The organism is Herbiconiux sp. A18JL235, assembly GCF_040939305.1.
Lineage (GTDB): Bacteria > Actinomycetota > Actinomycetes > Actinomycetales > Microbacteriaceae > Herbiconiux.
Genome location: NZ_CP162511.1, coordinates 890,464 through 916,879, shown reverse-complemented (window position 1 = coordinate 916,879; position 26,416 = coordinate 890,464). Strand labels below are relative to the sequence as shown.

The window sequence follows — 26,416 nt, the reverse complement described above, 5'->3', positions numbered from 1 at the left end:
GATGGCGGGGGGGGTTCAGCGGTGCCGCGCGGTGAGAGCCGTGCGGTAGCGGGTAGGCGTCGTGCCGACGACCGCGGCGAAGTGCTTCCTCAGGTTCGCCGCCGACCCGAGGCCCGACTCGGCGGCGACGCGATCGACGGGACGGTCGGTGGTCTCGAGCAGCTGCTGGGCGCGTCGCACGCGGGCGCGAACGACCCAGGCGCTCGGGCTCATGCCGGTCTCCTCGCTGAAGCGGCGGTGGAGGGTGCGGGTGCTCACCGTCGCGTGCCGGGCGATGTCGTCGACGGTGATCGGTTCGTGCGCGTGCTGCTCGATCCAGCGCAGTGTCGCCTCGATGCCGGTGCCGCCCAGGGTGTCGTCGCGCACGAACTGAGCTTGGTCGCCGTCTCGTGTGAGCGGCATCACCGCCGCCCTGGCGGCGTCGGCGGCCACGGCGCCACCGTGGTCGCGGGCGACGAGATGGAGGCAGAGGTCGATTCCCGCCGAGGCCCCGGCGGAGGTGAGCACCCTCCCGTTGTCGACGAACAGGGCAGCCGGGGTGACCTCGACCTCGGGGTGACGGTCGGCGAGGAGGCCGGCCGCCCGCCAGTGGGTCGTCGCCCGCAGCCCGTCGAGGAGTCCCGTGGCGGCGAGGTCGAGGGCACCGACGCAGATCGAGGCGATGCGCGCGCCGCGCTCCGCGGCGGCCCTGAGCGCCGCGATGGTCGCCGCGTCGAGGGGCGGGCTGCCTTCGACCCGGCCCGGGACGATCACCGTGTCGGCCCCCATGATGCCGTCGAGACCCTCCCGCACCGAGATGTCGATCGGGCCGGCCGACGCCGTTCGCGAAGGCCCTGCCACCGTGACGGCGTAGAGCTGCTCGCCCTGCTCGTCGAGGGTGCGGGAGAAGACCTCGATGGGGGTGGCCAGGTCGAAGGCGATCACCCCGTCGAGGGCGAGCACGGCGACCTGATGCATGGGGGAAGTCTAGGTGCGGGGCTGGCGGAATCGTAACGGTAACTGGCAGATCGGCCACTGGCCGACAGCATCCACTTCTCCGTAGCGTTCGGGTATGCATCCAGGTGAAGGCCCTGCCACGGCCGTTCCACTCGTTCAGATCATCCTGTTCGACGGGTTCGATCCACTCGACGTGATCGCGCCCTTCGAGGTCTTCGCCGCGGGCTCCGACGCACTGTCGGGTGGTCTCGACGTGCGCCTGGTGAGCCTCGACGCACCGGGCCCCGTGCGGAGCGGAACCCGGGGCCTGCACCTGGAGGCCACCGACACCCTGCACCCGGAGGCGCCGGGCATCGTCGTGGTGCCCGGCGCCTCCGGACCCGTCGACGGCGACCCCGACGAGGTCGTCACCATTCCGGTGCTGATCGCGAGGCTCGGGGGCACGCCCTTCCCCGAGTTGATGCGGCGGTGCCTCGACGCGCCGCACACTCTCGTCGCCACCGTCTGCGGCGGCTCGCTCGCCCTCGCCATGGCGGGGCTGCTCGAGGGGCGCACCGCCGTTACCCACCGGCTCGGGCTCGACATGCTCGAGGCCACGGGCGTGACGGTCGTCGACGCCCGCGTCGTCGACGACGGCGACCTCGTCACCTCCGGCGGGGTGACGTCGGGCCTCGATCTCGCGCTCTATCTGCTCGAGCGCGAGACCGGCCCGCGGATCGCGCACGCCGTCGAGCAGCTCTTCCAGTACGAACGGCGTGGCACCGTGTGGGCGCCTCGCGGGCCCGTGCCGGTTGCGTTCTGACGGGGCCGGGCCGTGCGGTGTCCGGGGTTCCGTCCGGCTCACCCCTGCCGTTGTCACCCCTGCCGTTGTCACCCCTGAACCTGACCCTCTCCCCTCGCCCACTCCCCAACCGAAAGCGACCGACGATGAGCACCCTCCCCGGCACCTGGGCCCTGACCATGCGCACACCGATCGGCAGCATCCGTGCCGATCTCACCTTCATCGCCGGCGGGGAGGCGCTCCGCGGAACCGCAATCGGCACCGACGAGACGGTCGAGCTGCTCGACATCGCGACGAGCGCCGTCGACGGTGGAGAGCGGGTCACCTGGCGCCAGTCGATCACGAAGCCCCTCCGGCTCCACCTCGACTTCGACGTCGTCGTGACGGGCGACACGATGACCGGCCACTCTCGCGCCGGCCGGCTGCCGCGCTCCTCCGTCAGCGGAACCCGCGTCGCCCGGAGCACCCGCTGAGCGGGAGCGGGTGCCCGTGTGGGAGCGGGTGCGCGTGCGGGTGCGCGTGCGGGAGCGGGTGCGCCTGCGGGTGCCCTGCGGGTGCGGCGCGCGAGCCTTGTCGCGGCGGGGCCGCGATCAGGCGGCCGGCAGCGGGCGGGTGAAGATCACCACCTCGGGCTCCTCGCGCGCTCGCGCGAAGCCGACACGCGGGTAGAACGCGAGCGCTACGGTGTTCCGTGGGTCGACACCGAGGTGCACACCCCGCGACCCCGCGACGGCGAGACGCCCGTGCACCTCGTCGACGAGCCTACGCCCGAGCCCTCGACCCTGCGCCTCGGGCAGCAGGTCGACGTGGAGGTGCGAAGGAAAGCGCTCCGCCTCAGGCACACGCAGGCCGCGCGCGTGCTCACGCCGCTCCGCGGCCGTGAGCGAGTGGTCGTCGAGCTGCTCGAACCGCGTCGCGAAGTCGGCAGTGTCGAGCGCGCCGAGCGCGTAGCCGAGCACCCGACCATCCAGCTCCGCCACCACGGCGAACGCCGGTTCGAGGTCGAGGTAGCAGGTCGCATACCGGGCGACCAGGGCGCCGAGCGCCGGTTCCCCGAGGCCGCTCGCCCGCGCATCCGTTCCCGCGTCGCCGGTGGCGATGCAGATGCCCGCGATCGCCTCGCGGTCGGGGGCCGCCGCAGAGGCGCTCCGGATGCGCACCTCAGCACCCGCGCCCGCCCCCGCTGCCCGTGCGCGACGCTCAGACATGCCCGAGCTGCCGCACGGGCCGCGAGCGCCACTCCTCGAGCAGCTCGTCGCGCACCGTCACACCCGAGCCCGGCCCGGTCGGCACGGCCAGACGCCCCTCGACCAGCACGAACGACTCGGTCAGGTCTTCGGCGAAGTACCTGTCAGACCCCGAGGTGTCGCCCGGCAAGGTGAAGCCCGGCAGCGCCGCCAGGGCCACGTTGGCCGCCCTCCCCACCCCGGTCTCGAGCATCCCACCGCACCACACCGGCACGTCGCGGGCCCGGCACACGTCGTGAACGCGCACGGCTTCGAGGTAGCCGCCGACGCGGCCCGCCTTGATGTTGACGATCGACGTCGCGTCGCGGGCGATCGCGTCGATCGCCACCTCGGCCGAGGTGATCGACTCGTCGAGGCACACCGGGGTGTCGATGGCCGCGGCGAGCGCGACGTGGCCGGCGATGTCGTCCTCGACGAAGGGCTGCTCGATGAGCAGCAACCCGAAGTCGTCGAGCTGCCGCAGATGGTCGATGTCGTCGACCGTGTAGGCGGCGTTCGCGTCGACCTGCAGCAGCGCACCGGGGCCGAGCAGCGACCGCACCGCCGCCACGGGTTCGAGGTCCCACCCGGGCTTGATCTTGAGCTTGATGCGACGGTAGCCCGCGTCGCGGTACGACGCGACCTCCTCGAGGAGGTCGTCGACGGAGGCCGAGATGCCCACCGACACACCGCACTCGACTTCGGGGCGCACCGCCCCGAAGTACTCGCCGAAACTCATTCCCGCCGCCCGCGTCTGTGCGTCGAGCACTGCGGTCTCGAGCGCCGCCTTCGCCATCCGGTGCCCGATCACGAAGCCGAGCGCGGCACCCACGTCGACGGCGCCGAGCGTGCGCACCCCGAGCAGCGCCGGTGCGAGGTAGCGCGCGAGCACCTCGGCGGCGCCCTCCACGTACTCGCTGGAGTACACCGGGTCGGTCATCGCCACGCACTCGCCCCACCCCTCACCCGAGGAGGTGAGCACCCGCACCAGCAGCACGTCGCGCACGTACTGGCGCCCGAAGCTCGTCTCGAACGGTCGCACCAGGGGCATCGCCACGCGATGCAGCTCCACCGCCTCGAGCTCGACCGGGTCGAGCGCGGGAAGGGCTGAACACTCCTCGGGCACCGTCATGATCAGGCCAGCCGGTCTTCGAGCCCCCAGGCCTGCCCGTACCCGCCCTCGGCCTCCGGCCGCGCCATGAGTTCGAGGAACGGCTCGGCGTCGAACGCCTCCGGCCCGAGCACGCCGCTCCCCGACCAGGTACCGGCGGCCAGCAGCTCGAGGGCGACGACCGGGTTGAGCGCCGTCTGCCACACCACGCACTGCGACTCGTACTCGGCCATCGTCCACTCGTTGTCGCTCACATGGTAGAGGTACACCTCGCGCGGCTTTCCGTCGGTACCCGTGCCGGTCACCCACAGCCCGGCACAGGTCTTCCCCGTCATGAAGGGGCCGAGGGTCGCGGGGTCGGGCAGCCCTGCCGCCACCACGTCGCGCGGTGCCACCTCGACCGGCCCGTTCGCCGAGCGCACCCGCAACGGTGTGGTCTTGTCGAGGCCGAGCTGGTGCAGCGTCTTCAAGATGCCGATGAACTCCTCGCCGAGCCCGTACTTGAAGGTCACGCGCTTCGCGTCGACCCAGCGCGGCATGAGCAGCACCTCCTCGTGCTCCACGTTCACGCACTCGACGTCGCCGATGCCCTCGGGGAAGGTGAACACCTCCGGCTCCGAGAACGGCGGCGTGGTGAACCAGCCCGTGTCCTTCTCCCAGATGACGGGCGGGTTGAGGCACTCCTCGATCGTCGTCCAGATGGAGAACGATGGCGCGAAGATCTCATTGCCGTCGGAGTCGCGCACCACCAGGTTGGCACCGTCGCGGGTGCCGAGCTCGTCGATCTCGCTGAACAGGTGGTCGGCGGCGTAGCGCGCGAACACGTCGCTGAGACCGGGCTCGACGCCCATGCCCACGAGAGCGAGCCGCCCCTGCGTCTCCCAGTCGGCGGCCTGGGCGAACTGGTCGTCGCCGAGCTTCACGCCGGTCTCGGTGTACGGATGCACGGGGTGCGGCTCCGACAGGCTCATCGCCATGTCGAGGTAGTCGGCCCCCGCGGCGAGCGCCCCCGCGAAGATGGTGGGCACGAACTTCGGCTCGACCGCGTTCATCACGTGGGTGGAGCCGTGCTTCGTGGCGACGGCGGCTACACTGTCGGGGTCGGAGGCGTCGATGCTGTCGGCCGCGAACCGGGCAGCGACATCGGCGCCGTGCCGCTCGGCGATCCAGGCGACCGTGCGCTCGGCTCGACTGACGTCGTAGTCGGTCACGACGATCTGCTCGTAGAAGGAACGTCGAGCAGCGATCTTCGCGATGGCGTCGCCCACTCCGCCGGCGCCCACAAGGAGAATTCTCATGGGTCGACGTTACCGGTCAGGGTCTGATTGCGGAACGCCCGCCGCGCATCCAGACCGGCCGATGGTCGGCCGCGCGTTCCCGGTAGAGCTTGGCGGCGAAGGGAGCCCAGATGAGCACGGCGACGGCGGCGCCGAGCAGCAGGCCGCCGATGGTATCGCTCACCCAGTGCGCCCCGAGGTAGGTGCGGCTCGCCATCATGAGGAGGGTGTAGACCGAGCCGGCCACCCAGATCCAGACCCGGGTGAAGATGATGCCGAACGTCACGGCGATGGTCGCGGCGTTCGCCGAGTGGCCCGACGGGAACGACCCGAAGTCGGAGACGACGAGGATGTCTTCGGGGCGGGGCCTCCCCACCACGGTCTTCAGCAGCTGCACGAGCGCGGCGCTCACGATGATGGAGATGGTGAAGTACAGCGCTGCCCAGGGGCGCCGGAACAGCAGCAGGCCGACGATCACGATGATGGGCACCACGAACACCGCGACCACTCCGCCGCCGAGGTAGTTCATGACGAGCGACGGCACCTCCCAGAACGGGGCGCGGTGCTCGACGATCTCCTCCATCCACTCGGCGTCGAACGCGAACGGCAGCCCCTGCTCGCGCAGCAGCACCACGGCCCCGATGACGAGGGCGAACACCAGCGCCACGGCGCCCGAGACCACGGGCCAGAACCGCGCGACCTTGTAGGGGGTCGGCGCGTCGGGCGGCAGCGGTTCCCCGTGCTCGACGGGAGGCGGGGGCGGGGTGGTCGACATCTCGCGAGACTACCGCGACGTGCCCGCGACCGCCCGCCCCCGCATCCGCGTCATCTCGCGAGTTCGGGCACCCGCCACGGCCGCACGACGAGCCAGAGCGAGAGGATGCTCACCACGGCCGTTCCCGCCATCACTGCCGCCATCGGCACGGCGCTGCCGATGCCGAGCACGCCCACGAGGGGCGAGATGAGGCCGGCGAGGCCGAAGTTCACCGCCCCGAGCAGCGACGCGGCGGTGCCGGCCTCGTGCCCGTGATCGTTCAGGGCGAGCACCTGCACGCACGGGAAGGTGAGGCCGCAGGCGAAGATGAACAGCCACAGCGGCACCAGCGTTCCCCAGAGGCCCACCTCGAGCTCGCTGAACAACACGATCAGCCCGGCCATGGCGAGCAGCATCACGGTGGAGACCGCGATGATCCACTGCGGGCCGAACCAGCGGGTGAGCCGCGAGCTGAGCTGAACGCCTCCCACCACGCCGAGGGAGTTGACCGCGAAGAGCACACCGTACTGCTGCGGGTCGAAGCCGTAGACCTGCTGGAAGAGGAACGAGCTCGCCGAGAGGTAGGCGAACAACCCCGAGAAGGTCATGCCGCCGATGAGGGCGACGCCGACGAACACCGGGTCGGTGAGCACGGCGCGGTAGCGCTGCCGGGCGGTGGCGTGGCCGGCGTCGTGGCGGCGTTCGGGAGGGAGGGTCTCCCTGATGCCGAGGGCGACGACGGCGATCACGATCGCGCCGTAGGCGGCGAGCACCCAGAAGATGCCCCGCCAGTCGACGACCAGCAGCAGCTGCGAGCCGATGAGCGGGGCGAGGATGGGGGCGAGGCCCGACACCAGGGCGAGCCGGGACAGCATCAGCACCAGCGGCCGGCCGCCGAACAGGTCGCGCACCATGGCCATCGCGACCACCGCTCCCGCCGCGGCCCCCATTCCCTGCAGCACGCGGAACACCCCGAGGCTCCAGATCTCGGGGGCCACGGCCGCGCCCACACAGGCCACCACGTGCACCGCGGTGGCGACCAGGATGGGGGTGCGCCGGCCGATGCGGTCGCTCAGCGGCCCCATCACGAGTTGCCCCAGCGCGAAGCCCACCGTCGTGCCGGTGAGGGTGAGCTGGATCATCGCCGCCGGCACGTCGAAGTCGGCCTCGAGGGTCGGGAACGCGGGGAGGTAGAGGTCGATGGTGAACGGGCCCAGCGCGGTGAGGGCGCCGAGGATGACGATGTAGAGCAGGCGCTGGCGCAGGGTGAGCGAGTCACCGGGATGCACGACGGTAGTCACGGAGGGAGAACGGCATTCCTGCGGGGCGCGCCCCGCCGTCGGTGGCGATGGAGGAGAGGGAGGCGAGCACCCGGCGGGGTCGAGGGCGCCGGCGTCGTGTCCAGTCTAGGCAAGCTCGGCGGAGCGGATGCGCGGGGCGGGGCGGAGCGGGCCGGATGCGCGGGGCCGGGCGGGCCGTCAGGCCACGATGACCTCGAGGCCCCGTTCGGCGAAGCCGTCGAGGGCGCCGGGCTCGGGGTCGGCGGTGACCAGCACGTGGAACTCCTCGATGGCGCCGATGCGCCCGAGGTCGACGACTCCGAGCTTCGAGGAGTCGGCGACGAAGACCGCACGCTCCGCCGAGAGCAGCATCTGCCGCTTCAGCTCCGTCTCGGGGAGGTTGACGTTGGTGGCCCCGTGGAGCGGATGCACGCCGGTGCCCCCGAGGAACGCCAGGTCGACGTGCAACTCGTCGAGCACCTTCGAGGCGAAGGGGGCGACCAGCGAGTGCTGCAGGGGCCGCAGGGTGCCACCGGTGACGACGACGGTGAGACGCGGGATGGCGGGCTCGAGCGCGAGCGCGGTGGTGAGGCTGTTCGTGACCACCACCACGTCGTCGAGGTCGTCGCGCTCGACGAGCGCTGCGGCGACGGCGGCCGGGGTGGTGCCCACGTCGAGGATGATGCTCGACCCGCTCGACACCATGGCGGCAGCGACCCGGCCGATGCGCCTCTTCTGCTCGGCCGAGCTGGCGAGCGCCGCCTCGAACGGCTCCTCCCGGCGGCCTCCGCCGCCCCGCAGCACCGCGCCGCCGTGTACGCGGTCGATCGGGTACTCGCGCTCGATGGCGTCGAGGTCGGAGCGCACGGTCACCTCCGACACCCCGAACTCCCGGCTCAGCTCGCCGACCCGCACGAACCCGGTGTCGAGGACGCGGGCGATGATGCGGTCGCGACGCACCGCCGCGGGAAGCTGCTCGGAGTCGGAGGACATGCGTCGAGTTTCGGTTCTTTTGCTTTAGTTGTCAATGCTTGGCCTTTCCCGGACTTGACTTGTGGAATCGAAAGTGGGGTAATCGTCGTGTGACTCAGCTCTCCCACGGCATCACGAAGCGCGTGCACCACCTCTCCGACGGTCGCGAGCTCATCTACTTCGACGACGCCGACAGCACCCTCGACCCCGAGCGGGCGCCCGACCTGCGCCCGGCCGCCCCGCGCCCGCCCGTCGCCTCGATGCGCCAAGACCCGCTCACGGGCGAATGGATCTCCATCGCCGCCGCACGGCAGAACCGCGTCATGCTGCCTCCGAAGCACCTTGACCCGCTGGCACCGTCGACTCCCGAGAACCTCACCGAGGTGCCGAGCCTCTACGACGTCGCGGTGTTCGAGAACAAGTCGCCCTCCTTCGGGCCTGACCTCGCCGAGGTGACCGGAGCATCCGGCGCCTCCCAGCGGGCCGTCGCCGAGCTCGACTCGCTCGCCGAGGTCGGCCTCGGGCGGGTGAAGCCCTCGGTCGGCCGCTGCGAGGTGGTGTGCTTCAGCCCGTCGACCGACGGTTCCTTCGCGACGCTGTCGCCCTCACGGGCACGCACCGTGGTCGAGGCGTGGGCCGACCGCACGGCGGCGCTCTCCGAGCTGCCGGGCGTCGAGCAGGTGTTCCCGTTCGAGAACCGCGGTGAGGCCATCGGCGTCACGCTGCACCACCCGCACGGGCAGATCTACGCCTACCCCTACATCACCCCGCGCACCCAGAAGCTCATCGCCTCGATCGAGAGCTACGGCGCTTCCCTGTTCGCCGACATCCTCGCGTTCGAGCAGGAGTCAGACCGCGTGGTGCTCCGCGGCGAGCACTTCACCGCGTTCGTGCCGTTCGCCGCGCGCTGGCCGCTCGAGATCCACCTGCTCCCGCACCGGCACGTTCCCGACTTCGCCGGGCTCTCGGGCGACGAGCGCGACGAACTCGCCGTGCTCTACCAGCGCCTGCTGCGCGGCGTCGACGCCCTCTACGACACGCCCACACCGTACATCGCCGCCTGGCACCAGGCGCCCGTGCACGCCCACCGCGACGACATCCGCCTGATGCTGCAGATCACGTCGCCGCGGCGGGCGGTCGACAAACTGAAGTTCCTGGCAGGATCCGAGGCGGCGATGGGCGCCTTCATCGGCGACGTACCGCCCGAGGCCTCCGCCGCCCTCTTCCGAGACGCCCTGCTCCGAGCCGACAGCGAGAACTGACGTGAACGACACCGCCCCCTCCCCCACCTCCTCGCCCCTTCCCGGGGCGCTCGTCGACGTCGTGCTCGCGGGCTTCGCCCGGCACTTCGGCGGGGCGCCCACCTCGCTCTGGTCGGCACCCGGTCGGGTGAACCTCATCGGCGAGCACACCGACTACAACGACGGCTTCGTGCTGCCCTTCGCCATCGACCGGCACACGGTGATGGCCGCCCGCCTGCGCGACGACCGCCTGCTGCGGGTGTCGTCGGCGTTCACCGAGGAACTCATCGAGATCTCGCTCGACGAGCTCTCGCCCGAGTCGATCTCGGGCTGGTCGGCCTACCCGCTCGGCGCCATCTGGGCTGCCGGGGCGTTCGGCGCCGACCTCGAGCGGGTGACCGGCATCGAGCTCTACCTGGTCTCCGACATCCCGGTGGGTGCCGGGCTGTCGTCGTCGGCGGCGCTCGAGAGCGTGGTGGCCCTCGCCGTGAACGAGCTCTGGGAGCTCGGTTTCGACCGCCAGACGCTGGCGAAGATCGGGCAGCGGTCGGAGAACGTCGTCGTCGGCGCGCCGACCGGCATCATGGACCAGTCGGCCGTGCTGCTCGGCAAGTCCGACTCGGTCGTGCTGCTCGACTGCCGCTCGCTCGAGTCGAGCGTCATCCCGCTCGGGCTGCACGATGAAGAGCTCACCATCGTCGTGACCGACACCCGGGTCGAGCATGAGCACGCCACCGGCGGCTACGCGGCGCGACGCGCCTCGTGCGAGGCGGGTGCCGCCGCCCTCGGGGTGACGTCGCTCCGCGACCTCGGGGTCGACGACCTCGCGCGGGCCGAGGCGCTGCTCGACGACGAGACCTTCCGCCGGGTGCGCCACGTCATCACCGAGAACGAGCGCGTGCTCGAGACTGTCGCCATCCTCCGCGAACGAGGCGCCGGCGCCATCGGCACTCTTCTCGACGCCTCCCACGTCTCGATGCGCGACGACTTCGAGATCTCGGTGCCCGAGCTCGACCTCGCGGTCGAGGTCGCCCGCCGGCACGGTGCCGTGGGCGCCCGCATGACGGGCGGCGGCTTCGGCGGCTCGGCCATCGCCCTCATCCGCAGCTCCCAGGTCGGGTCCCTCCGTGAGGCTCACCTCGCCGCCTTCGCCGCCGCCGGCTACCGCGAGCCCGTCGTCTTCGAGGTCACCCCCTCCCAGGGCGCCACCCGGCACCCCCTCTGAGCGCCCCTTGGCGCCCCCTCCCAGGGCGCCACCCACCCGGCCCCATCCACTTCTCACGGACAAAGTCCGTGAAGACGGGAGTTATCACGGACTTTGTCCGTCATAACGTGGTGGCGCGGGTCGTTCGACCACACCCAGCAACCTCCCGCCCCACCCCTCAACCACTCGGCCCACCCCTCAGCCACACGACCCCACCCACCCCCGACCACTCTCTCGCGGACAAAGTCCGACAGAACTTTGTTCTCGACGGACTTTGTCCGCGAGAACGTGGTCGCGGGCGGGTCAGGCGGGGGCGAGGAGGGTGGCGAGGGTGAGCGGGTCGACGGGGGTGCGGGTGTCGAGGGTGCCGGTGACGCGGCCGTCGGCCATCACGAGCACGCGGTCGCAGACCGTGAAGAGCTCGACCAGGTCGTCGGAGGCGAGCACCACCGACTTGCCCGAGTCGCGGATGCGCTCGACGCCCCGCCGCAATTCGGCACGTTGCGCCGCGGTGAGGCCCTCGGCGGGGCCGTCGAGCAGCAGCACCCGGCGCTCGGAGGCGGGGAACTCGCGCAGAAGCCCGAGCAGCTGATCGGCCTGTGCGCCGCCCCGGTTCATCGAGCGCACGGCCCCCATGAGCCTGCCACCGAGGCCGTCGCCCGGGTCGGTGTCGCTGTCGCGGTCGACGAGTCCCATTCGTGCGAGGCGCGGGAGGGACGATGCCGAGACCGGCATCGCGATCCCCCCGATGAACCGCACCCGATAGCGCGGCGGATTCGTCGCCACGAGGAACAAGCCCGCAGCGATCGCCTTCTCGACGCTCGAGGTGTCGACCTCCCGCCCGGCCAGCTCGACGCGGCCGGCCCGGAAGGTGCCTTCAGAGTGGCCGTAGAGGCTCAGCAGCAGGGCCGAGCTCCCCGAGTCGTGGAGCCCGGCGATGCCGAGCACCTCCCCCTCCCGCACCGAGAAACCGACATCGTGAACCAGCTCGCGCCCGGGGTCGACGGGGTCGCCCACCGTCCACCCCGACACGACGAGCACCTCGTCTCCGTCGGCCGGCGCGCTCGCCTCCCGCGGCGAAGGTGCCGGTACCGCCACCGACAGCTCCGGTCGCGACACCATCTCTCGCAAGATCGTGTCGCGCATCCGCTCGACCCCCGCTCCGGCAACCGCACCCGGGGAGCCCGCGCCCGAGTCGCCGCGCGCAGGCGAGCCCGCGGCACCACTCGCCCTCGCGCTCTCCTCCCACTCAGCCCGTGCGTGCTCCCCCACCACGACCCCATCGCGCACCACCACCACGCGGTCGGCGACCGCGAGCGCCGCCCGCGGCCGCTCGCTCAGCACCACCACGGCCACCCGGCGCCGCCGCACCTCGGCGAGCGCCGCCTCCAGCCGCTCGGCATCGCGCGGCGCGAGATCGGCCGTGGGCTCGTCGAGGGTGATGAGCACCGCCTCACGGGCGAGCGCCCGGGCCAGCTCCACGACGATGCGGTCGAACTCCCCGACCGCCTCGGCCTGCTCGACCGGTGAGACCGTCGACCCGAGCGCTGCCAGCAATGCCGCAGCGTCGTCGCGGGTCGCCCGCTCGTCGATCCCCAGGCGCAGCGGCCCCCAGCGCCTCACGCGCTCGCGCCCCATGAACACGTTCTGGGCCACGTCGGCACCGGGGACAAGCCCTCGCCGGCGCCCGATCGACGCGTACACCGGCGCGTCCCCGCGGGCCGACACGATGTGGTCGACGACGTGCTGAGCCACCGAGGCGAGCCCCGAGCGGTTCTCGCCGACGGCGACGAGCACCTCCCCGGGCACCGCGACGAGCTCGGTGTCGCCGGGCACGAGACCCGCTCCGGGCAGGGGAAGGTGGATCGCGCCGCTCATGGTTCCCTCACGATGACAGTCGCCCCCGGCTCCCGCAAGCCGGGCACGGGAAGCGTGCCGGTCGAGCGGGCGCCGGGGGCGACCAGAGTACGAACGACGGTCAGCGTCCGCCGGAGCGCCGCTTGTTGTACACGTCGAAGGCGACGGCGAGGAGGAGCACGAGGCCCTTCACTGCCTGCTGCCACTCGATGCCGATGCCCATGATCGACATGCCGTTGTTCAGCACACCGATGATGAGACCACCGATGATGGCACCGCCGATGGTGCCGACACCACCCTGCACTGCGGCACCGCCGATGAACGCCGCCGAGATGGCTTCGAGCTCGAAGCCGTCACCGGCCTTCGGGCCGGCGAGGTTCAGTCGCGCCGTGAAGATGAGGCCGGCGAGCGCCGCCAGGAAGCCCATGTTCACGAACAACCAGAAGGTGACGTTGCGGGTCTTGATGCCCGAGAGCTCCGCCGCGTGCAGGTTGCCGCCGATGGCGTAGACGTGCCGGCCGAAGGTCGACCGGTTCATGATGATGCCGTAGACGAGCACCAGCACGGCGAGCACGATGAGCGTCACCGGGATGCCCTTGTAGGTGGCGAGCGCGAAGGCGAACAGGCCGATGGCGACCGCGACGAGCACCAGCTTGGCGATGAACCAGGCGAAGGGCTCGACCTCCTGGCCGTAGCTCTGGCGTCCACGACGGGTGCGGAACTGCTGCACCACGAGAGCGACGATGGCGATCGCGGCGATGCCGAGGGTCAGCGGGTCGAGCTCGAACTCACCGAAGACGTTGGTGAGGAAGCCGTTGCCGAGTGCACGGTACTCGGCGGGGAACGAACCGATGTTCGCGTTGCCGAGCACCACGAGCGCGAGGCCTCGGAAGATGAGCATTCCCGCCAGGGTCACGATGAACGCGGGTATGCCCACGAAGGCGATCCAGAAGCCCTGCCAGACACCCACCAGGGCGCCGACGAGCAGCGAGAGGATGATCGACAGCCACCAGGGAAGCCCCCATTGCACCGCGAACACGCCCGACACGGCGCCGACGAACGCGGCCACCGATCCGACCGAGAGGTCGATGTGGCCGGCGATGATGACCATCACCATGCCGATCGCGAGAACGAGGATGTACCCGTTCTGCACGATCAGGTTCGAGATGTTCTGCGGCCGCAGCAGGATCCCGTTGGTGAGGATGCTGAACAGCACCACCACGAGGATCAGTGCGATGAAGATGCCGTTTTTGCCCAGGTCGCCGAGGATGTGGCTGAGCCGGTCGGTGAACTTGTTCTCCACGGGATTGACCTGCGCACCCGCGGCCGTCGTGTCAGACGGCTTGGTCTCCATATCGGACATGGTCTTCTTCTCTCCTCTCCGTCAGCGCGGGCGCTAGCGGGGCTTTTCCATGGTCATGAGCTTGAGCAACGACTCGGGGTCGGCTTCGGCGATCGGGAGCTCGCCGGTGATGCGGCCCTCCGAGAGGGCGTAGATGCGGTCGCAGATGCCGAGCAGTTCGGGAAGCTCCGAGGAGATCACGATGATGCCCTTGCCCTGCGCGGCGAGCTTGTTGATGATGCTGTAGATCTCGTACTTCGCACCCACGTCGATGCCGCGGGTGGGCTCGTCGAGGATGAGGACGTCGGGGTCGGAGTAGATCCACTTCGACAGCACGACCTTCTGCTGGTTGCCGCCGGAGAGCTTCCCGGTCTTCGCCAGCACCGAGGGAGCCTTGATGTTCATGCTCTTGCGGTACTCGTTGGCGACCTGGAACTCCTTGCCGTCGTCGACGATGCCGAAGCGCTCGAGCTTGTCGAGGGCGGCCATCGAGATGTTGCGCTTGATGTCGTCGATGAGGTTGAGGCCGAAGGTCTTGCGGTCTTCGGTGGCGTAGGCGAGCCCGTTGTCGATCGCCTCGGCGACGGTGCGCGTCTTCACCTCCTTGCCCTTCACGAACACCCGGCCCGAGATGCGCGAGCCGTAGCTGCGGCCGAAGACGCTCATCGCGAACTCGGTGCGCCCAGCGCCCATGAGCCCGGCGATGCCGACGATCTCGCCGGCCCGAACGTTCAGGTCGACGGAATCGACCATCACCCGGTTCGGGTCTTGCGGGTGGTGTGCTGTCCACTCCTCGACCCTGAAGATCTCCTCACCGATGTGCGGGGTGTGGTCGGGGTAGCGGTGCTCGAGGTCGCGGCCCACCATGTCCTTGATGATGCGCTCCTCGGTCACCTCCGTCTTCGCCATCGTCTCGATCGTCTTGCCGTCACGGATGACGGTGACCGAGTCGGCGACCTTCTTGATCTCGTTCAGCTTGTGGCTGATGATGATCGACGTGATGCCCTGCTCCTTGAGGTGCAGGATGAGGTTCAACAGGTGGTCGCTGTCCTCGTCGTTGAGGGCGGCGGTCGGCTCGTCGAGAATGAGCAGCTTCACGCGCTTGGAGAGGGCTTTGGCGATCTCCACCAGCTGTTGCTTGCCCACACCGATGTCGCGCACCTTGGTGGTGGGGTTCTCACGCAGCCCCACGCGTGCGAGCAGCGACGCGGCTTCGTGGTTGGTCTTGTTCCAGTCGATCAGACCGAGCGGGCCCTTGAGCTCGTTGTTCAAGAAGATGTTCTCGGCGATCGAGAGGTAGGGGCTGAGTGCGAGCTCCTGGTGGATGATCACGATGCCTTTGGCCTCGGAATCACGGATGTCGCGGAACGACTGCACCTCGCCTTCGAAGACGATGTCGCCGTCGTAGGTGCCGTGCGGATACACGCCGGAGAGCACCTTCATGAGGGTGGACTTGCCGGCGCCGTTCTCGCCGCAGATGGCGTGCACTTCGCCGCGACGGACGTGGATCGTCACGTCCTGCAGCGCCTTCACGCCCGGGAAGGTCTTGGTGATGCCGCGCATCTCCAGAATGTTGGTGCGATCATCCGTCATCGAACTGTTGTCCTTTTCTCGCCTCGTCCAGGGACCGGCCGGGGCCCCGGCCGCGCTGTCACGCGGCCGGGGCCTCGGTCGGAGCAGGGCTCGATCAGCCCTTGATCTCGTCTTCGGTCCAGTAGCCCGACTTCACCAGGACGTCTTCGATGTTGTCCTTGACGACGATCTGCGACTCGAGCAGGTAGCTCGGAACGACCTTCACGCCGTTGTCGTAGTCGGTGGTGTTGTTGGTCTCGGGCTCGTTGCCCTCGAGCAGTGCCGTCGCCATGTCGACCGCGACCTTCGCCAGGTTACGGGTGTCCTTGAAGATGGTGGCGTACTGCTCGCCGGCCTCGATGGCCTTCACCGAGTCGAGCTCGGCGTCCTGGCCCGAGATGACGGGCCATTCGGCACCCACCGTGTAACCGGCGTCGGTGAGGGCGGAGATGATGCCTCGCGAGATGCCGTCGTAGGGCGACAGCACCGCGTTGACCTTCGACCCGTCGGAGTACGTCGAGGTGAGGATGTTCTCCATGCGCTTCTGAGCGGTCTCACCGTCCCAACGGAGCGTCGCAGCCTGCTCGAAGTCCTCCTGGCCGCTCTTCACGACGAGGGTTCCCTTGTCGATGTAGGGCTGGAGGGTGTCGATCGCGCCGTTCCAGAAGAACGTCGCGTTGTTGTCGTCGGGCGAACCGGCGAACAGCTCGATGTTGAAGGGGCCGGCGGGGGCTCCGTCGGTCGCCTTGCCCTCGAGGTCGACGAGGCCGAGGCCGTTCAGTACCGAGTTGGCCTGCTGCACGCCCACCTTGTAGTTGTCGAAGGAGGCGTAGTAGTCGACGTTCTCGGTGTCGCGGATGAGGCGGTCGTAGGCGATGACGGGGATGTCGCTGTCAGCGGCCTCCTGCAGCACGCTGGTGAGCGTGGTGCCGTCGATCGAGGCGACGATCAGGGCTTCCGCGCCCTTGGTGATCATGTTCTCGATCTGCGAGACCTGGGTGGGGATGTCGTCTTCTGCGTACTGCAGGTCGACGGTGTAGCCGGCTGCCTCGAGCTGCTCCTTGACGGCGTTGCCGTCCTGGATCCAGCGCTCCGACGACTTGGTGGGCATGGCGACGCCGATGAGGCCGCCGTCGCCGCTTCCGCCGCCTGAGCTGTCGGTGCTGCCGGAGCCGCCAGAGGAGCAGGCGGCGAGGCTGACCATGAGTGCGCCCGCGGCGACTCCCGCGAGCAGTGTCTTGATCTTCACTGTGATTCCTTTCGTGTGGTGTGGGACTTCTTCGTCGGTATCTCGGTAGGGGACGGTTGAGCATGGGGGGCTCCGGCGAGCTGCCGGGCCAGGTAGGCGACGCGGGCCGCGTCTTCGACGAGAACCGCCGACTTCACGGCGGCACGGGCGTCGGGGCCGAGGGTGAACGGGCCGTGCCCGCCCATCAGCACGGCGGGCGAGCGGTGCTCGGCGAGGGTGGCGGCGATGCCGCGCCCGATCGACCCGTCGCCGGTGACGGCGGCGGGGCCGAGGGGGATCTCGGGGCCGAACTCCTCGACCGCGGTGGTGCCGATGCACGGGATGCCCTCACCGAGCGACGACCAGGCGACCGCGAACGGCGAATGGGTGTGGGCGATGCCACCGACCTCGGGGAGGGTGCGGTAGACGTAGGCGTGCGTGGCGGTGTCGACCGACGGGGAACGCGTGGCACCCGGGGTGTCGGGGATGACGTTGCCGTCGAGGTCGCAGAGGATCATGTTCTCGGGGGCGAGCTCGTCGTAGGAGACGCCGGAGGGCTTGATGACGAACAGATCGGCGCCGGCGACGCGGCCGGAGATGTTGCCGCCCGTCCAGACCACGAGGTCGTAGCGCGGGAGCTCGGAGTGGAGCTTGGCGATCTCGGCGCGCAGTCTCGCGATGCCCACCTCGATCTCCGGACCGAAGCCGCTCACGCGAGGCCACCCGCGGAGATGCCCGCCACCCGCTGGGGGGAAGACTGGTCGGCGTACTGCATGGTCCGGGGACTCCTTTGTCTAGTGTGACCGTTCACATCGGTCTTGATGTGAACGGTCACATCTCGAACATAGTAAGACCCCGAGGGATCGCCCTGTCAAGTCGACGAATGTCTCGTTTCGATAAACGCGTCGTCGTCAGCCTGCGAAGGGGGGCGCAGTCGATCTGCGCACGACGAGGGCGGGCTGCACGGCGCCGGGCTCCTCCTCGGCCACCGGCGAGGCCGCCTCGGGTTCGGGATGCAGCACACGCCGCCACAGACCGCGCGGCTGCGGTCGGTGCTCTTGCGGCGGCTCAGGGGCCGGCTCGGGCTCGGGCTCCTCGCTGGTGCCTACGCCCGCATCTCCCGCCTCAGCGCTCTCCACGAGAGCCGCGATCGCCCGTCGGCCGAGCTCGGCGAAATCCTGCCGGACCGTCGTGAGCGGCGGCCAGAAGTGCGCGGCCTCGGGGATGTCGTCGAAGCCCACGACGCTGATGTCGCGGGGAACGTCGAGCCCCGCGTCGCGGATGGCGTGCACGAGGCCGAGGGCCATCTGGTCGTTCGACGAGAAGATGGCCGTGAAGTCGCGCACCCTCAGCAACTCACGACCGGCGTAATAGCCGAACTCGGCGGTCCAGTCGCCGAGGATGGGCGCCGTGGTGGGCACGTCGTTGTCGCTCATCTCGCGAAGGAAGCCCTTCATGCGCGCCTCAGCCTCGATCCAGTCCTGCGGGCCCGCGAGGTGATAGATGCCGCGATGGCCGAGTTCGATGAGGTGCCGCGTCGCGGCGCGGGCACCCGCGATCTGGTCGACGGCGAGAGAGTGGTCGTTGAGCCTGCCGGTGGCCTGGAGGGTGACGTAGGGCAGGTCGAGCCGCATCTCGGCGAGGGTGTCGAAGACCCGCACCTGCGGCGCGATCACCACCATCCCCTCGACCGACTGATTGATGAGGTGGGTGATGGCGCGAGCGATCGAGGCGCTCGAGTTGCCGTCGGCGTTGGCGGTGATGACGAGATAGCCGGCGAGCTGCGCGGCTTCCTCGATGGCGAGGATGCTCGACGCAGGCCCGTAGTCGGCACGCGAGGAGGTGAGCACGCCGATGGTGCGGGAGCGGCTGGTGACCAGGGCGCGGGCCGCGCGGTTCGGCCGGTACTGGAGCTGGTCCATCACCTCCAGCACGCGTGCCTTGGTCTCGTCGCGAATACTCGGGTGGTTGTTCAGAACGCGCGAGACGGTCTGGTGCGAGACCCCGGCGAGCTTCGCGACGTCACGGATGCTGGGGGCACGCGAACGGCGCTGCTCCGGTGGGGCTTCGCTCATCGCATCCCTGCTCGCTCACGGCCATGTGCACGTTCACACGGCGTGGACGCAGTTACATTATGCCGTCTCCCGACGCGCGATGTGACTGTCACACTCCTGTGAACACGCCGAGGGCATGGGCTCGGAGCGGGTGCGTCCGCCGAAGCGGTGCGCACCCGCCCGAGGTGCCGTCATCGACCGGTGCCGGCCAGAGCCCGCGCCCTGGGGGCCGGCGCCAGCCGCGCCGAGAAGGTGCGGCGCGAGCCGTCGACCGACTCGAGAGGGAGCCCGGCGTCGGCTGCGGCGGCCCGTCGCCAGGCCACCGCGGCCTGCACAGCCGCGTCGGCCGGGTCGGTGCCGGGCAGCTCCTCGACGACGAGGTCAGGGGCGAGGATCGCCCCGGCCTCGGCGAAGGCCCGGTGCGCCGACCGGATGAGGGCGGCACCCCACACCTCGGGGTGCGGGAGCGACTCGTCGACGAGGAGGCAGTGCAGGGCTACGGGGTGAACCGAGCCCACAGGCCCCCACCAGACACCCCGGGCCACCGGGGCGGCGTCGGGGGTGTCGTCGACGAAGGCGAGCCAGGTCCATTCGCGACGGTAGGTGCCGGCGGCGAGGCCGCGGCCGTAGCGGAGGGCGTCGACGCGGTCGAGGGGTTCTCGACCGGTGAAACGGAGTATCGCGGCGTCGTGCGCGCGAGACGAAGAAGTGAACACGATGATGTCTCCAGGAAGGTGATGGGCGTCGGGGAGACGCTTCCTGGCGAGACCGGGGCGAGCCTGGCTTCAGAGAATCTGAACTAGAGGGCTGCGCGCGTCGACGAGGGAAGCGTCATGTCTGTGATCTCCGGATCGAACATGATTCACCTCCCTTTCTCGTGTCTGGGCGACCGTGTTGTCGCGGTTTATGACTGTAGCGGTCAGCCGCCCGCGAGCGCAAGGCTTGTGCCGCGATCAGTGCGAACCGCGAGCCGCCGTGCGGCGCGGCAGCGCGAAGACGAGCAGGAACGCCACCACGCTGAACGCCACGCTCACCCCCATCGCCGCCGCAGAGCTTGCGGTGAAGCCCGACGCGAGCGCCTCGGCCGACCCGCCCTGTACCACCAGGGTGCCGAAGAACACGCTGCCGATCACCGCGATACCGATCGCGCTGCCGATGCGCTGGATGGCGCTGATGACACCGGAGGCGGCTCCCGCATCCCGACCGTCGACGGTCGCGACGATGAACTGCACGTTCGGGGCGATGAACAGCCCGTTCCCGAAGCCCGCCACGAGGAGCGGCACGAGAAGGTGCCAGGAGGTGAGCTCGCCCGCCGGCACGGTGAGCAGCAGCAGCCAGACGGCGGTGAGGCCCAGCGTGACCGCCGCGGTGCCGATGACGAGCACAGTGCGCCCGAGGCGCTGCGCGAGGCGGTTGCTGAGCGCCGAGCCCGCGATGGAGCCGAAGGCGAACGGGATCGAGACGAGACCCGACTCGAGCGCCGTGTGCCCCAGGCCGGCTTGCCAGAGCAGCGAGATGGTGAAGAAGATGCTGGTGAAGGCCGCGAAGTACACCAGCGCCAGCACGACACCCCCGGTGAACGAGGGATGCCGGAACAACCGCGGGGGCACGAGCGGCAGCCTCCCCCGCTTGCTGAAGAACACCTCCCAGGCGCCGAAGGCGACGAGCAGCAGCACTCCCCCGCCGATCGTGAGGAAGGTCCACAGCGGCCAACCCTCGTCCTCCCCCTGGATGAGCGGCACCAGCAGCGCGATCAGGCCCGCCGAAACGAGCACCAACCCCACCCAGTCGACCCCCGCGCCTTGCACGGCCGCCGGTTCCGCGCCGCGCGACGCCGTGCCTTCCGGAGCCCCGGCGGGGGCGCCACCGGGTGCCCCACCGCCGATCGAGGCGGCCTTGTGCGAGGCGGCGACCGCATCCGTCTCCCGCCGCCCTGGCAGCAGCACGGCTGCGGCCACGAGCGTGACGACGCCGATCGGCAGGTTCACCCCGAACACCAGCCGCCAGCCCTCGTCGGCGCCGAAGGCCTGGATGATGAGTCCCCCGATGATGGGGCCGAGTGCCGTCGACACCCCGATGACCGCGCCCATGACGGCGAAGGCCCGCCCGCGCGCACGGAAGGGGAAGAGCAACTGGATGTACGCCGTCACCGCCGGCACGAACGCCCCGCCCGCGAGCCCTTGCACCACCCTCGAGGCGACGAGCTGCAGGTCGTTCTGGGAGAGTCCGCACGCCACGCTCGCCGCCGTGAAGACGGCGATGCCGGTGAAGAACACCCACTTGTGGCCGATGCGGTCGCCGATGCGCCCGGCGGGAACCAGCGCGAGACCGAAGGCGAGCGCGTACCCCGAGATGATCCACGACAGTGTGGCCTCGGAGGCGTCGATGCTGGTGCGGATGCTGGGCAGTGCCACGTTCACGATCGTCGTGTCGAGGAGAGCGATGAACATGCCGGCCAGCAGCACGACGAGGGCCTGCCAAGCGCGGCGGGGGACGGCGGGAGGAGCATCCGACATGATGCAATCATGTCCCCGATCCTCGGGCGACGGACGCAACGCCCTCGACGCGTTCCCGGCGAGTGGCGGCGGGCACGGCTCGTCGAATAAGTTGTGTCTGGGAACTTATAGAGGAGACACCAATGACGTTGGTCGCCGGCATCGATTCATCGACGCAGAGCTGCAAGGTCGTCGTGCGGGAGGTGGAGAGCGGGGCGCTGGTGCGCGAGGGCCGCGCCGCGCATCCCTCAGGCACCGAGGTCGATCCGGCCGCGTGGTGGGAGGCGTTGCTGACCGCCCTGACCGCGGCGGGCGGACTCGACGACGTCGCTGCCCTCGCGATCGCCGGCCAGCAGCACGGGATGGTGGTGCTCGACCAGGCGGGCGAGGTGGTGCGGCCCGCGCTGCTCTGGAACGACACCCGGTCGGCGGGCGCCGCCCGCGAGCTCATCGAGGAGTTCGGCGCCGAGGCCCTCGCCGCGCGCACGGGGTCGGTGCCGGTCGCCTCCTTCACCGCGACCAAGTTGCGCTGGCTGCGCGACACCGAGCCCGAGGCCGCCGCCCGGGTCGCGGCGGTCGCCCTTCCCCACGACTGGCTCACCTGGCGGCTGCGTGGGTACGGCCCGGCCGGCTCCAGCCCGCTCGGGCCCGTGCTCGACGAGCTCGTCACCGACCGCTCCGACGCGAGCGGCACCTCCTACTGGAGCCCGGGAGCCGAGGCCTACGACCGCGAGCTGCTCGTGGCGGCACTCGGGCACGACGCAGTGCTCCCCCGAGTGCTCGGGCCCGCCGAGCAGGCCGGCGAGACCGTCGAGTTCGAGGCCGCGGCCGGCCTCCGCATCCCGGCCGGGATCGTGGTGGGCGCGGGCGCCGGCGACAACGCCGGAGCCGCCCTGGGGCTCGGGGCGAGCGAAGGCGACGTCGTGGTGTCGATCGGCACGAGCGGCACCGTGTTCGCCGTCACGGGTGAGCCGTCCGCCGACGCGAGCGGAACCGTCGCCGGGTTCGCCGACGCCTCCGGAGCCTTCCTGCCGCTCGTGGCGACGTTGAACGCCGCCCGGGTGCTCGACTCGACGGCGGCGCTGCTCGGTGTCGACCACGCGGCCCTCGGCGAGCTCGCTCTCGCCGCGGAGCCCGGCTCGGGCGGCCTGGTGCTGCAGCCCTACTTCGAGGGCGAGCGCACACCCAACCTGCCCGAGGCCACCGCGACGCTGTTCGGCATGACCCTCGCGTCCACCACGCGCGAGGGCCTCGCCCGAGCGGCCGTCGAGGGGCTGCTCTGCGGCCTCGCCGACGGGCTCGACGCGGTGCGGCGGGTGGGGGTGCGGCCGCGTCGCATCCTGCTCATCGGCGGGGCCGCGCTCAACCCCGCCGTGCAGGCCGTCGCGGCCCAGGTGTTCGACGTGCCCGTCACGGTTCCCTCGCCCGGCGAGTACGTCGCCGACGGGGCGGCGACCCAGGCCGCGTGGGCGCTCACCGGCACCCGGCCGTCCTGGCCCGTCGCGGTGGTCGCGGAGCCGAAACCCGACCACAGGCCCGTCATCCGCGAGCAGTACGCGGCGCGCGCCGTCAGTGTGAGCTGAGCGGAGGCGCCGCGCCCGGCCGTCCTGCCACCCTCCGAGCGAGAGACGGGCGCGGCCGCGGGAGCGGGCAGCGGGACGACGGGCGCATCCGCCACCGAGGCGGCGGGCGCGGTCGCCGAGGCCGGCCGGAGCGCGGGGCCGGCCGGAGCCGGCCGGAGCGCGAGGCCGCCAGGAGCGCGGTCGCCGGGGCCGCCCGAAGCGCGAGGCCGCCAGGGGCGCGGTCGCCGAGGCCGGCCGGAGCCCGGGGCCGTTACCGGGCGGCGCTCGCCCGGCGCCCGAACCAGCGCTCGAGGGCGGCGTCGAGCCCCGCCTGGTCGTCGCCGAGCCAGGCGGCATGACCATCGGGCCGCAGCAGCGCGGCCGGGCCGACCAGCGCATCCGCACCGTCGACCACCCGATCGACGCGGTCACCCCATCCCCCGACCGACAGCTCGCCACCCGGATCGAGCAGAAGGCCGCGCCCGCGTCGGGTGAGCTCGTAGAGCCGGCCACTCTGCAGCGCGAGGTCGGGCATCCGGCGACCGAGCAGCTCCGGCCCGTCGCCGAGCGGGTAGCGGATGCCCGTCGCCGTCACCTTCTCGGCCAGCAGGTGCGCGACGCCGTCGATCTCCATCAGCTCCACGAGCAGCCTCCGCACCGCCTGCGGCCCGGGCTCGGGCAGCAGCAGCTCGCTCTGCGCGCGGGTGAGGGTGAGCACCTGCTCGGCGACGGGCCGGCGCTCGGCCTCGTAGCTGTCGAGGAGGGCTTCGGGGGCGGTGCCGTTCACGACGGCGGCGAGCTTCCAGCCGAGGTTGAACGCATCCTGAATGCCGAGGTTGAGCCCCTGCCCGCCGAGCGGCGGATGCACGTGGGCGGCATCGCCGGCAAGCAGCACCCTGCCGCGCCGGTAGCTCTCGGCGAGCCGCGTGGCGTCGGTGAAGCGGGTGAGGGATCGCGGCTCGTGCACCCCGAAGTCGGTGCCGGCGTAGGCGACGAGCTGCGCGCGGAACTCCTCCAGCGTCGGCGCGACCGTGCGATCCTCCGCCACCGACGCGGCGGGCACCACCGCGCGGAAGAGGCCGTCTCCGGCCGGCCCGATGCCGAAGCCGCGATGCGTGAGACGCACCCGCGCCGAGGTCTCGGCGATCTCCTCGGCCGAGGCCCGCACGTGCACCTCGCCGAGCAGCCACTCGGTGGTCGCCGCCTCTCCGGGGAAATCGATGCCGAGCAGCCGGCGCACGGTACTGCGCCCACCGTCGCATCCCACGACCCACGACGCCGTCAGCCGCTCGCCGTCGGCGAGCACAACGGTCACCTCGTCGTCGCCCTGCTCGAGCGACACCACCTCGGCGCCACGACGGATGGTCGTGCCGAGCTCCAGCGCGTGCTCGGTGAGCAGACGGTCGGTCACCGGCTGCGGCAGCCCCAGCACGTAGTCGTGAGCGCTGTCGAGCTGCACCGGTCTGGGTGGCTCGATGCCGGCGAATCGGCCGGACATGCCCGGGTAGGCCGTGCCGAGCTCGAGGAAGCGCTCGAGCATCCCGCGCATGTCGAGGATTTCGACGCTCCGCGGGTGCAGGCCGAGCGACCGCACCGCCTTCGTGGGCTCGTGCTCGCGCTCGAGCACCAGCACCTCGACCTCGTGGAGGCGCAGCTCGGCGGCGAGCATCACGGCGGTGGGGCCGCCACCCACGATGACGACGCGGCTCACGCGGAGGGCTCGATCGTCGCGGCCAGCCGCGCGCCGGCGACTCTCAGCCAGGTGAGGGGGTCTGCTCGTGCCGCCTCCGCGCTGCCGGCGAGCTCGCTCAGCGAGACGGCCGCGTCGAAGCCCGTCGGGTCGGCGGCGAGCAGACCCACCGCCAGGTAGGCGCGAGCGCCGGCGTCGGCAGCGAGCTGCCGCAGGTGGCCGGCGACCTTGCCCGACTCCGATTGGCCGTCGTACCGCCCCTCGCCGGTGACCACCGCATCCGCCTCGGCGATCGCGTCGCGCAGCCCCACGAGCTCGGCCACCGCCGACGCTCCCCCGCGCAGCTCGGCTCCCCAGGCGAGCAGGCCGAAGCCCACTCCTCCGGCCGCGCCCGCGCCGGGCGTCGACGGGTCGATGCCGCGAGCCGCGGCCACGATCGAGCCGAAGTGCGCCAGCCGCGCCTCGGCGGCGGGGGCCAGAGCCTCGGTGACGCCCTTCTGCTCCCCGAACACCGCGACCGCGCCCGAGCGGCCGAGGAGCGGACTCGTCACATCGCTCAGCACGACGACCCCGCCGGGCGGGAGCTGGTGCATGGTGCTGAAGTCGACGCGGTCGAGCTCGGCGAGGGCCCCGTTGCCGGTGAAGATGGGCGTGCCGTCGGCACGCAGCAGCGCGCAGCCGAGGGCTTGGAGCAGCCCCGCGCCGCCGTCGCTCGACGCGCTGCTGCCGATCCCCAGCACGAGCCGGTCGACGCCCGCGTCGAGCGCCGCCCGCACGGCCTGCCCGAAGCCCACCGAGTGGGCCTCGAGGGGCCGGAGCCCGGCCATCATCGTGATTCCGCTGGTGTTCGCCAGTTCGACGACACCCGTGCCGCCCAGGGGGTGCGGATGCGCGTCGGAGTCGCTGCGCGCATCCGGAGCATCGCTCGCGGTGTGCTCACCGGGCAACCACAGCCACGAGCTCGTGGCGACCCGGTCGTCGGGCCCCGTGACGACGACCGGTCTGCGCACGGAGTCGGGCCGCGCCCGTTCGAAGGTGTCGAGCACTCCCTCCCCGCCGTCGGCCATCGGCACGCAGCGCAGCGAGTCGCCCGGGCGCACCTCGAGCCACCCCGCGGCGATCGCCTCGGCAGCCTCCACCGCAGTGGCGGTGCCCTTGAACGAATCGGGAGCGATCACCACGCGCAACTGCATGCCCCCATCCCCTCACGCCACGCCACGCCCGTCAACCACCGACACGGGTCGTGCAGGGCACGAGAGGGCGCCGCCGGGTGGGTGCTCGGTCAAAAGGGCACTTGGAGCGAGAGGATCTTCGAGTCGTAGCCCGGCGCGGAGTAGATGAACTGTGCGGTCGGCAACACCGTCGACGGGGCGCGGCGAAGAACGATGTCGATCGTGATCGTCTCGCCGGGAGCGAGCGGAGCGGTGTACACGTACGAGTAGGTGGGACCCCCGCCGGTGCCGGGGCCGTAGGCCCAGCCGTCGCTGTCGAACATCTCCAACGTCCACTGCCGATCCGAGCCGTCGACGTACAGGGTGAGGCCTCCGGCCGGAATGGCGGAGAGACCGCTGTTCCCAACGTGCAGGCGGTAAGCCGTGCCGGCGGGCTGTCCGGAGATGTCAGGGCCGATGGCGAACGCGTCGAGCAGCTGCGCGGCGCTCGCTGCCGCCTGAGGTGCGGCGGCCAGGGCGACGATCACGGGGGCGGCCCAGGCTGCACCGACGACGGTGCGGCGGGAGACGGAGGGCACCTCAGGCTCGGTCATGTCGGCATGCTAGCGAACGACGAGCGCCCTGTTGAGGGCATGTCCTCAACAGGGCGCTTCGCGTCGACT

Annotated in this window: 23 protein-coding genes; 5 read left to right on the top strand and 18 right to left on the bottom strand. The window is 71.0% G+C overall.

Translation table 11 applies throughout. The features are described from left to right. Nucleotides 1-15: 15 nt before the first annotated feature. Complete coding sequence (locus ABFY20_RS04240; RefSeq protein WP_368498697.1) at nt 16-957, bottom strand: GlxA family transcriptional regulator; 942 nt, start codon at nt 955-957, stop codon at nt 16-18. A gap of 94 nt (nt 958-1,051) precedes the next feature. Here ABFY20_RS04240 and ABFY20_RS04235 point away from each other — a divergent pair, with 94 nt between their 5' ends. Continuing rightward, the gene (locus ABFY20_RS04235; protein WP_368498696.1) at nt 1,052-1,738 is read left to right on the top strand and encodes a DJ-1/PfpI family protein; all 687 of its coding nucleotides are present in this window, start codon (nt 1,052-1,054) and stop codon (nt 1,736-1,738) included. Nucleotides 1,739-1,863: 125 nt separating this feature from the next. After that, a complete protein-coding gene (locus ABFY20_RS04230) occupies nt 1,864-2,190 on the top strand; it encodes a hypothetical protein (protein ID WP_368498695.1) in 327 nt (108 codons plus the stop codon). 117 nt (nt 2,191-2,307) lie between these two features. Here the strand turns inward: ABFY20_RS04230 and ABFY20_RS04225 are convergent, their stop codons facing one another. The 6 genes from ABFY20_RS04225 to ABFY20_RS04200 all read right to left on the bottom strand — a co-directional run bounded on the left by ABFY20_RS04225 (nt 2,308) and on the right by ABFY20_RS04200 (nt 8,358). Beyond that, nucleotides 2,308-2,925, bottom strand: coding sequence for an N-acetyltransferase family protein (locus ABFY20_RS04225; RefSeq protein WP_368498694.1), 618 nt, complete (start codon nt 2,923-2,925; stop codon nt 2,308-2,310). After that, a complete protein-coding gene (gene menC, locus ABFY20_RS04220) occupies nt 2,918-4,075 on the bottom strand; it encodes an o-succinylbenzoate synthase (protein WP_368498693.1) in 1,158 nt (385 codons plus the stop codon). Before menC ends, ABFY20_RS04225 begins: the two co-directional genes overlap by 8 nt. A 2-nt stretch (nt 4,076-4,077) precedes the next feature. Next, nucleotides 4,078-5,352 (bottom strand): saccharopine dehydrogenase C-terminal domain-containing protein, encoded by a 1,275-nt coding sequence (locus ABFY20_RS04215; RefSeq protein ID WP_368498692.1) that lies wholly within the window; start codon nt 5,350-5,352, stop codon nt 4,078-4,080. A gap of 16 nt (nt 5,353-5,368) precedes the next feature. Next, nucleotides 5,369-6,106 (bottom strand): phosphatase PAP2 family protein, encoded by a 738-nt coding sequence (locus tag ABFY20_RS04210; protein ID WP_368498691.1) that lies wholly within the window; start codon nt 6,104-6,106, stop codon nt 5,369-5,371. Between the two features lie 50 nt (nt 6,107-6,156). Beyond that, entirely contained in the window at nt 6,157-7,386 is a 1,230-nt protein-coding gene (locus ABFY20_RS04205; protein ID WP_368498690.1) for a multidrug effflux MFS transporter, read from the bottom strand. A gap of 177 nt (nt 7,387-7,563) precedes the next feature. Beyond that, nucleotides 7,564-8,358 (bottom strand): DeoR/GlpR family DNA-binding transcription regulator, encoded by a 795-nt coding sequence (locus ABFY20_RS04200; RefSeq protein WP_368498689.1) that lies wholly within the window; start codon nt 8,356-8,358, stop codon nt 7,564-7,566. An 89-nt stretch (nt 8,359-8,447) separates the two neighbouring features. Between ABFY20_RS04200 and galT the strand changes: the two genes are divergently transcribed. Beyond that, nucleotides 8,448-9,599: a galactose-1-phosphate uridylyltransferase gene (gene galT, locus ABFY20_RS04195; RefSeq protein WP_368498688.1), complete on the top strand. Its 1,152-nt coding sequence runs from the start codon at nt 8,448-8,450 to the stop codon at nt 9,597-9,599. 61 nt (nt 9,600-9,660) lie between these two features. Further along, the gene (gene galK, locus ABFY20_RS04190; RefSeq protein WP_368499866.1) at nt 9,661-10,803 is read left to right on the top strand and encodes a galactokinase; all 1,143 of its coding nucleotides are present in this window, start codon (nt 9,661-9,663) and stop codon (nt 10,801-10,803) included. A 282-nt stretch (nt 10,804-11,085) separates the two neighbouring features. On the opposite strand, the gene ABFY20_RS04185 is transcribed toward galK, so the two are convergent. The 8 genes from ABFY20_RS04185 to ABFY20_RS04150 form a co-directional block, all read right to left on the bottom strand. Beyond that, nucleotides 11,086-12,660 (bottom strand): hypothetical protein, encoded by a 1,575-nt coding sequence (locus tag ABFY20_RS04185; protein WP_368498687.1) that lies wholly within the window; start codon nt 12,658-12,660, stop codon nt 11,086-11,088. Nucleotides 12,661-12,760: 100 nt separating this feature from the next. Further along, nucleotides 12,761-14,002 carry a multiple monosaccharide ABC transporter permease gene (mmsB, locus tag ABFY20_RS04180; RefSeq protein WP_368498686.1) on the bottom strand — a complete coding sequence of 414 codons (1,242 nt, stop codon included), beginning with the start codon at nt 14,000-14,002 and terminating at the stop codon, nt 12,761-12,763. Nucleotides 14,003-14,035: 33 nt separating this feature from the next. Beyond that, nucleotides 14,036-15,574 (bottom strand): multiple monosaccharide ABC transporter ATP-binding protein, encoded by a 1,539-nt coding sequence (gene mmsA / locus ABFY20_RS04175; protein ID WP_368498685.1) that lies wholly within the window; start codon nt 15,572-15,574, stop codon nt 14,036-14,038. A 94-nt stretch (nt 15,575-15,668) separates the two neighbouring features. Further along, the gene (chvE, locus tag ABFY20_RS04170; protein ID WP_368498684.1) at nt 15,669-16,802 is read right to left on the bottom strand and encodes a multiple monosaccharide ABC transporter substrate-binding protein; all 1,134 of its coding nucleotides are present in this window, start codon (nt 16,800-16,802) and stop codon (nt 15,669-15,671) included. Next, nucleotides 16,799-17,494, bottom strand: coding sequence for an L-ribulose-5-phosphate 4-epimerase (locus tag ABFY20_RS04165; RefSeq protein WP_368498683.1), 696 nt, complete (start codon nt 17,492-17,494; stop codon nt 16,799-16,801). The genes chvE and ABFY20_RS04165 overlap by 4 nt, the downstream gene beginning before the upstream one ends. Nucleotides 17,495-17,692: 198 nt before the next feature. Continuing rightward, nucleotides 17,693-18,856, bottom strand: coding sequence for a LacI family DNA-binding transcriptional regulator (locus ABFY20_RS04160; protein ID WP_368498682.1), 1,164 nt, complete (start codon nt 18,854-18,856; stop codon nt 17,693-17,695). A gap of 170 nt (nt 18,857-19,026) precedes the next feature. Next, on the bottom strand, nt 19,027-19,551 hold the full coding sequence (locus tag ABFY20_RS04155; RefSeq protein ID WP_368498681.1) for a hypothetical protein: 525 nt from the start codon (nt 19,549-19,551) through the stop codon (nt 19,027-19,029). A 237-nt stretch (nt 19,552-19,788) separates the two neighbouring features. Continuing rightward, on the bottom strand, nt 19,789-21,351 hold the full coding sequence (locus tag ABFY20_RS04150) for an MFS transporter (RefSeq protein ID WP_368498680.1): 1,563 nt from the start codon (nt 21,349-21,351) through the stop codon (nt 19,789-19,791). A gap of 122 nt (nt 21,352-21,473) precedes the next feature. Between ABFY20_RS04150 and xylB the strand changes: the two genes are divergently transcribed. Beyond that, a complete protein-coding gene (gene xylB, locus ABFY20_RS04145; RefSeq protein WP_368498679.1) occupies nt 21,474-22,913 on the top strand; it encodes a xylulokinase in 1,440 nt (479 codons plus the stop codon). 250 nt (nt 22,914-23,163) lie between these two features. Here xylB and ABFY20_RS04140 read toward each other — a convergent pair whose 3' ends face one another. The 3 genes from ABFY20_RS04140 to ABFY20_RS04130 form a co-directional block, all read right to left on the bottom strand. Continuing rightward, the gene (locus ABFY20_RS04140) at nt 23,164-24,603 is read right to left on the bottom strand and encodes an FAD-dependent monooxygenase (protein ID WP_368498678.1); all 1,440 of its coding nucleotides are present in this window, start codon (nt 24,601-24,603) and stop codon (nt 23,164-23,166) included. Continuing rightward, the gene (locus tag ABFY20_RS04135) at nt 24,600-25,775 is read right to left on the bottom strand and encodes a glycerate kinase (RefSeq protein ID WP_368498677.1); all 1,176 of its coding nucleotides are present in this window, start codon (nt 25,773-25,775) and stop codon (nt 24,600-24,602) included. The genes ABFY20_RS04140 and ABFY20_RS04135 overlap by 4 nt, the downstream gene beginning before the upstream one ends. 89 nt (nt 25,776-25,864) lie before the next feature. Then, nucleotides 25,865-26,347: a hypothetical protein gene (locus ABFY20_RS04130; protein WP_368498676.1), complete on the bottom strand. Its 483-nt coding sequence runs from the start codon at nt 26,345-26,347 to the stop codon at nt 25,865-25,867. Nucleotides 26,348-26,416: the final 69 nt, after the last annotated feature.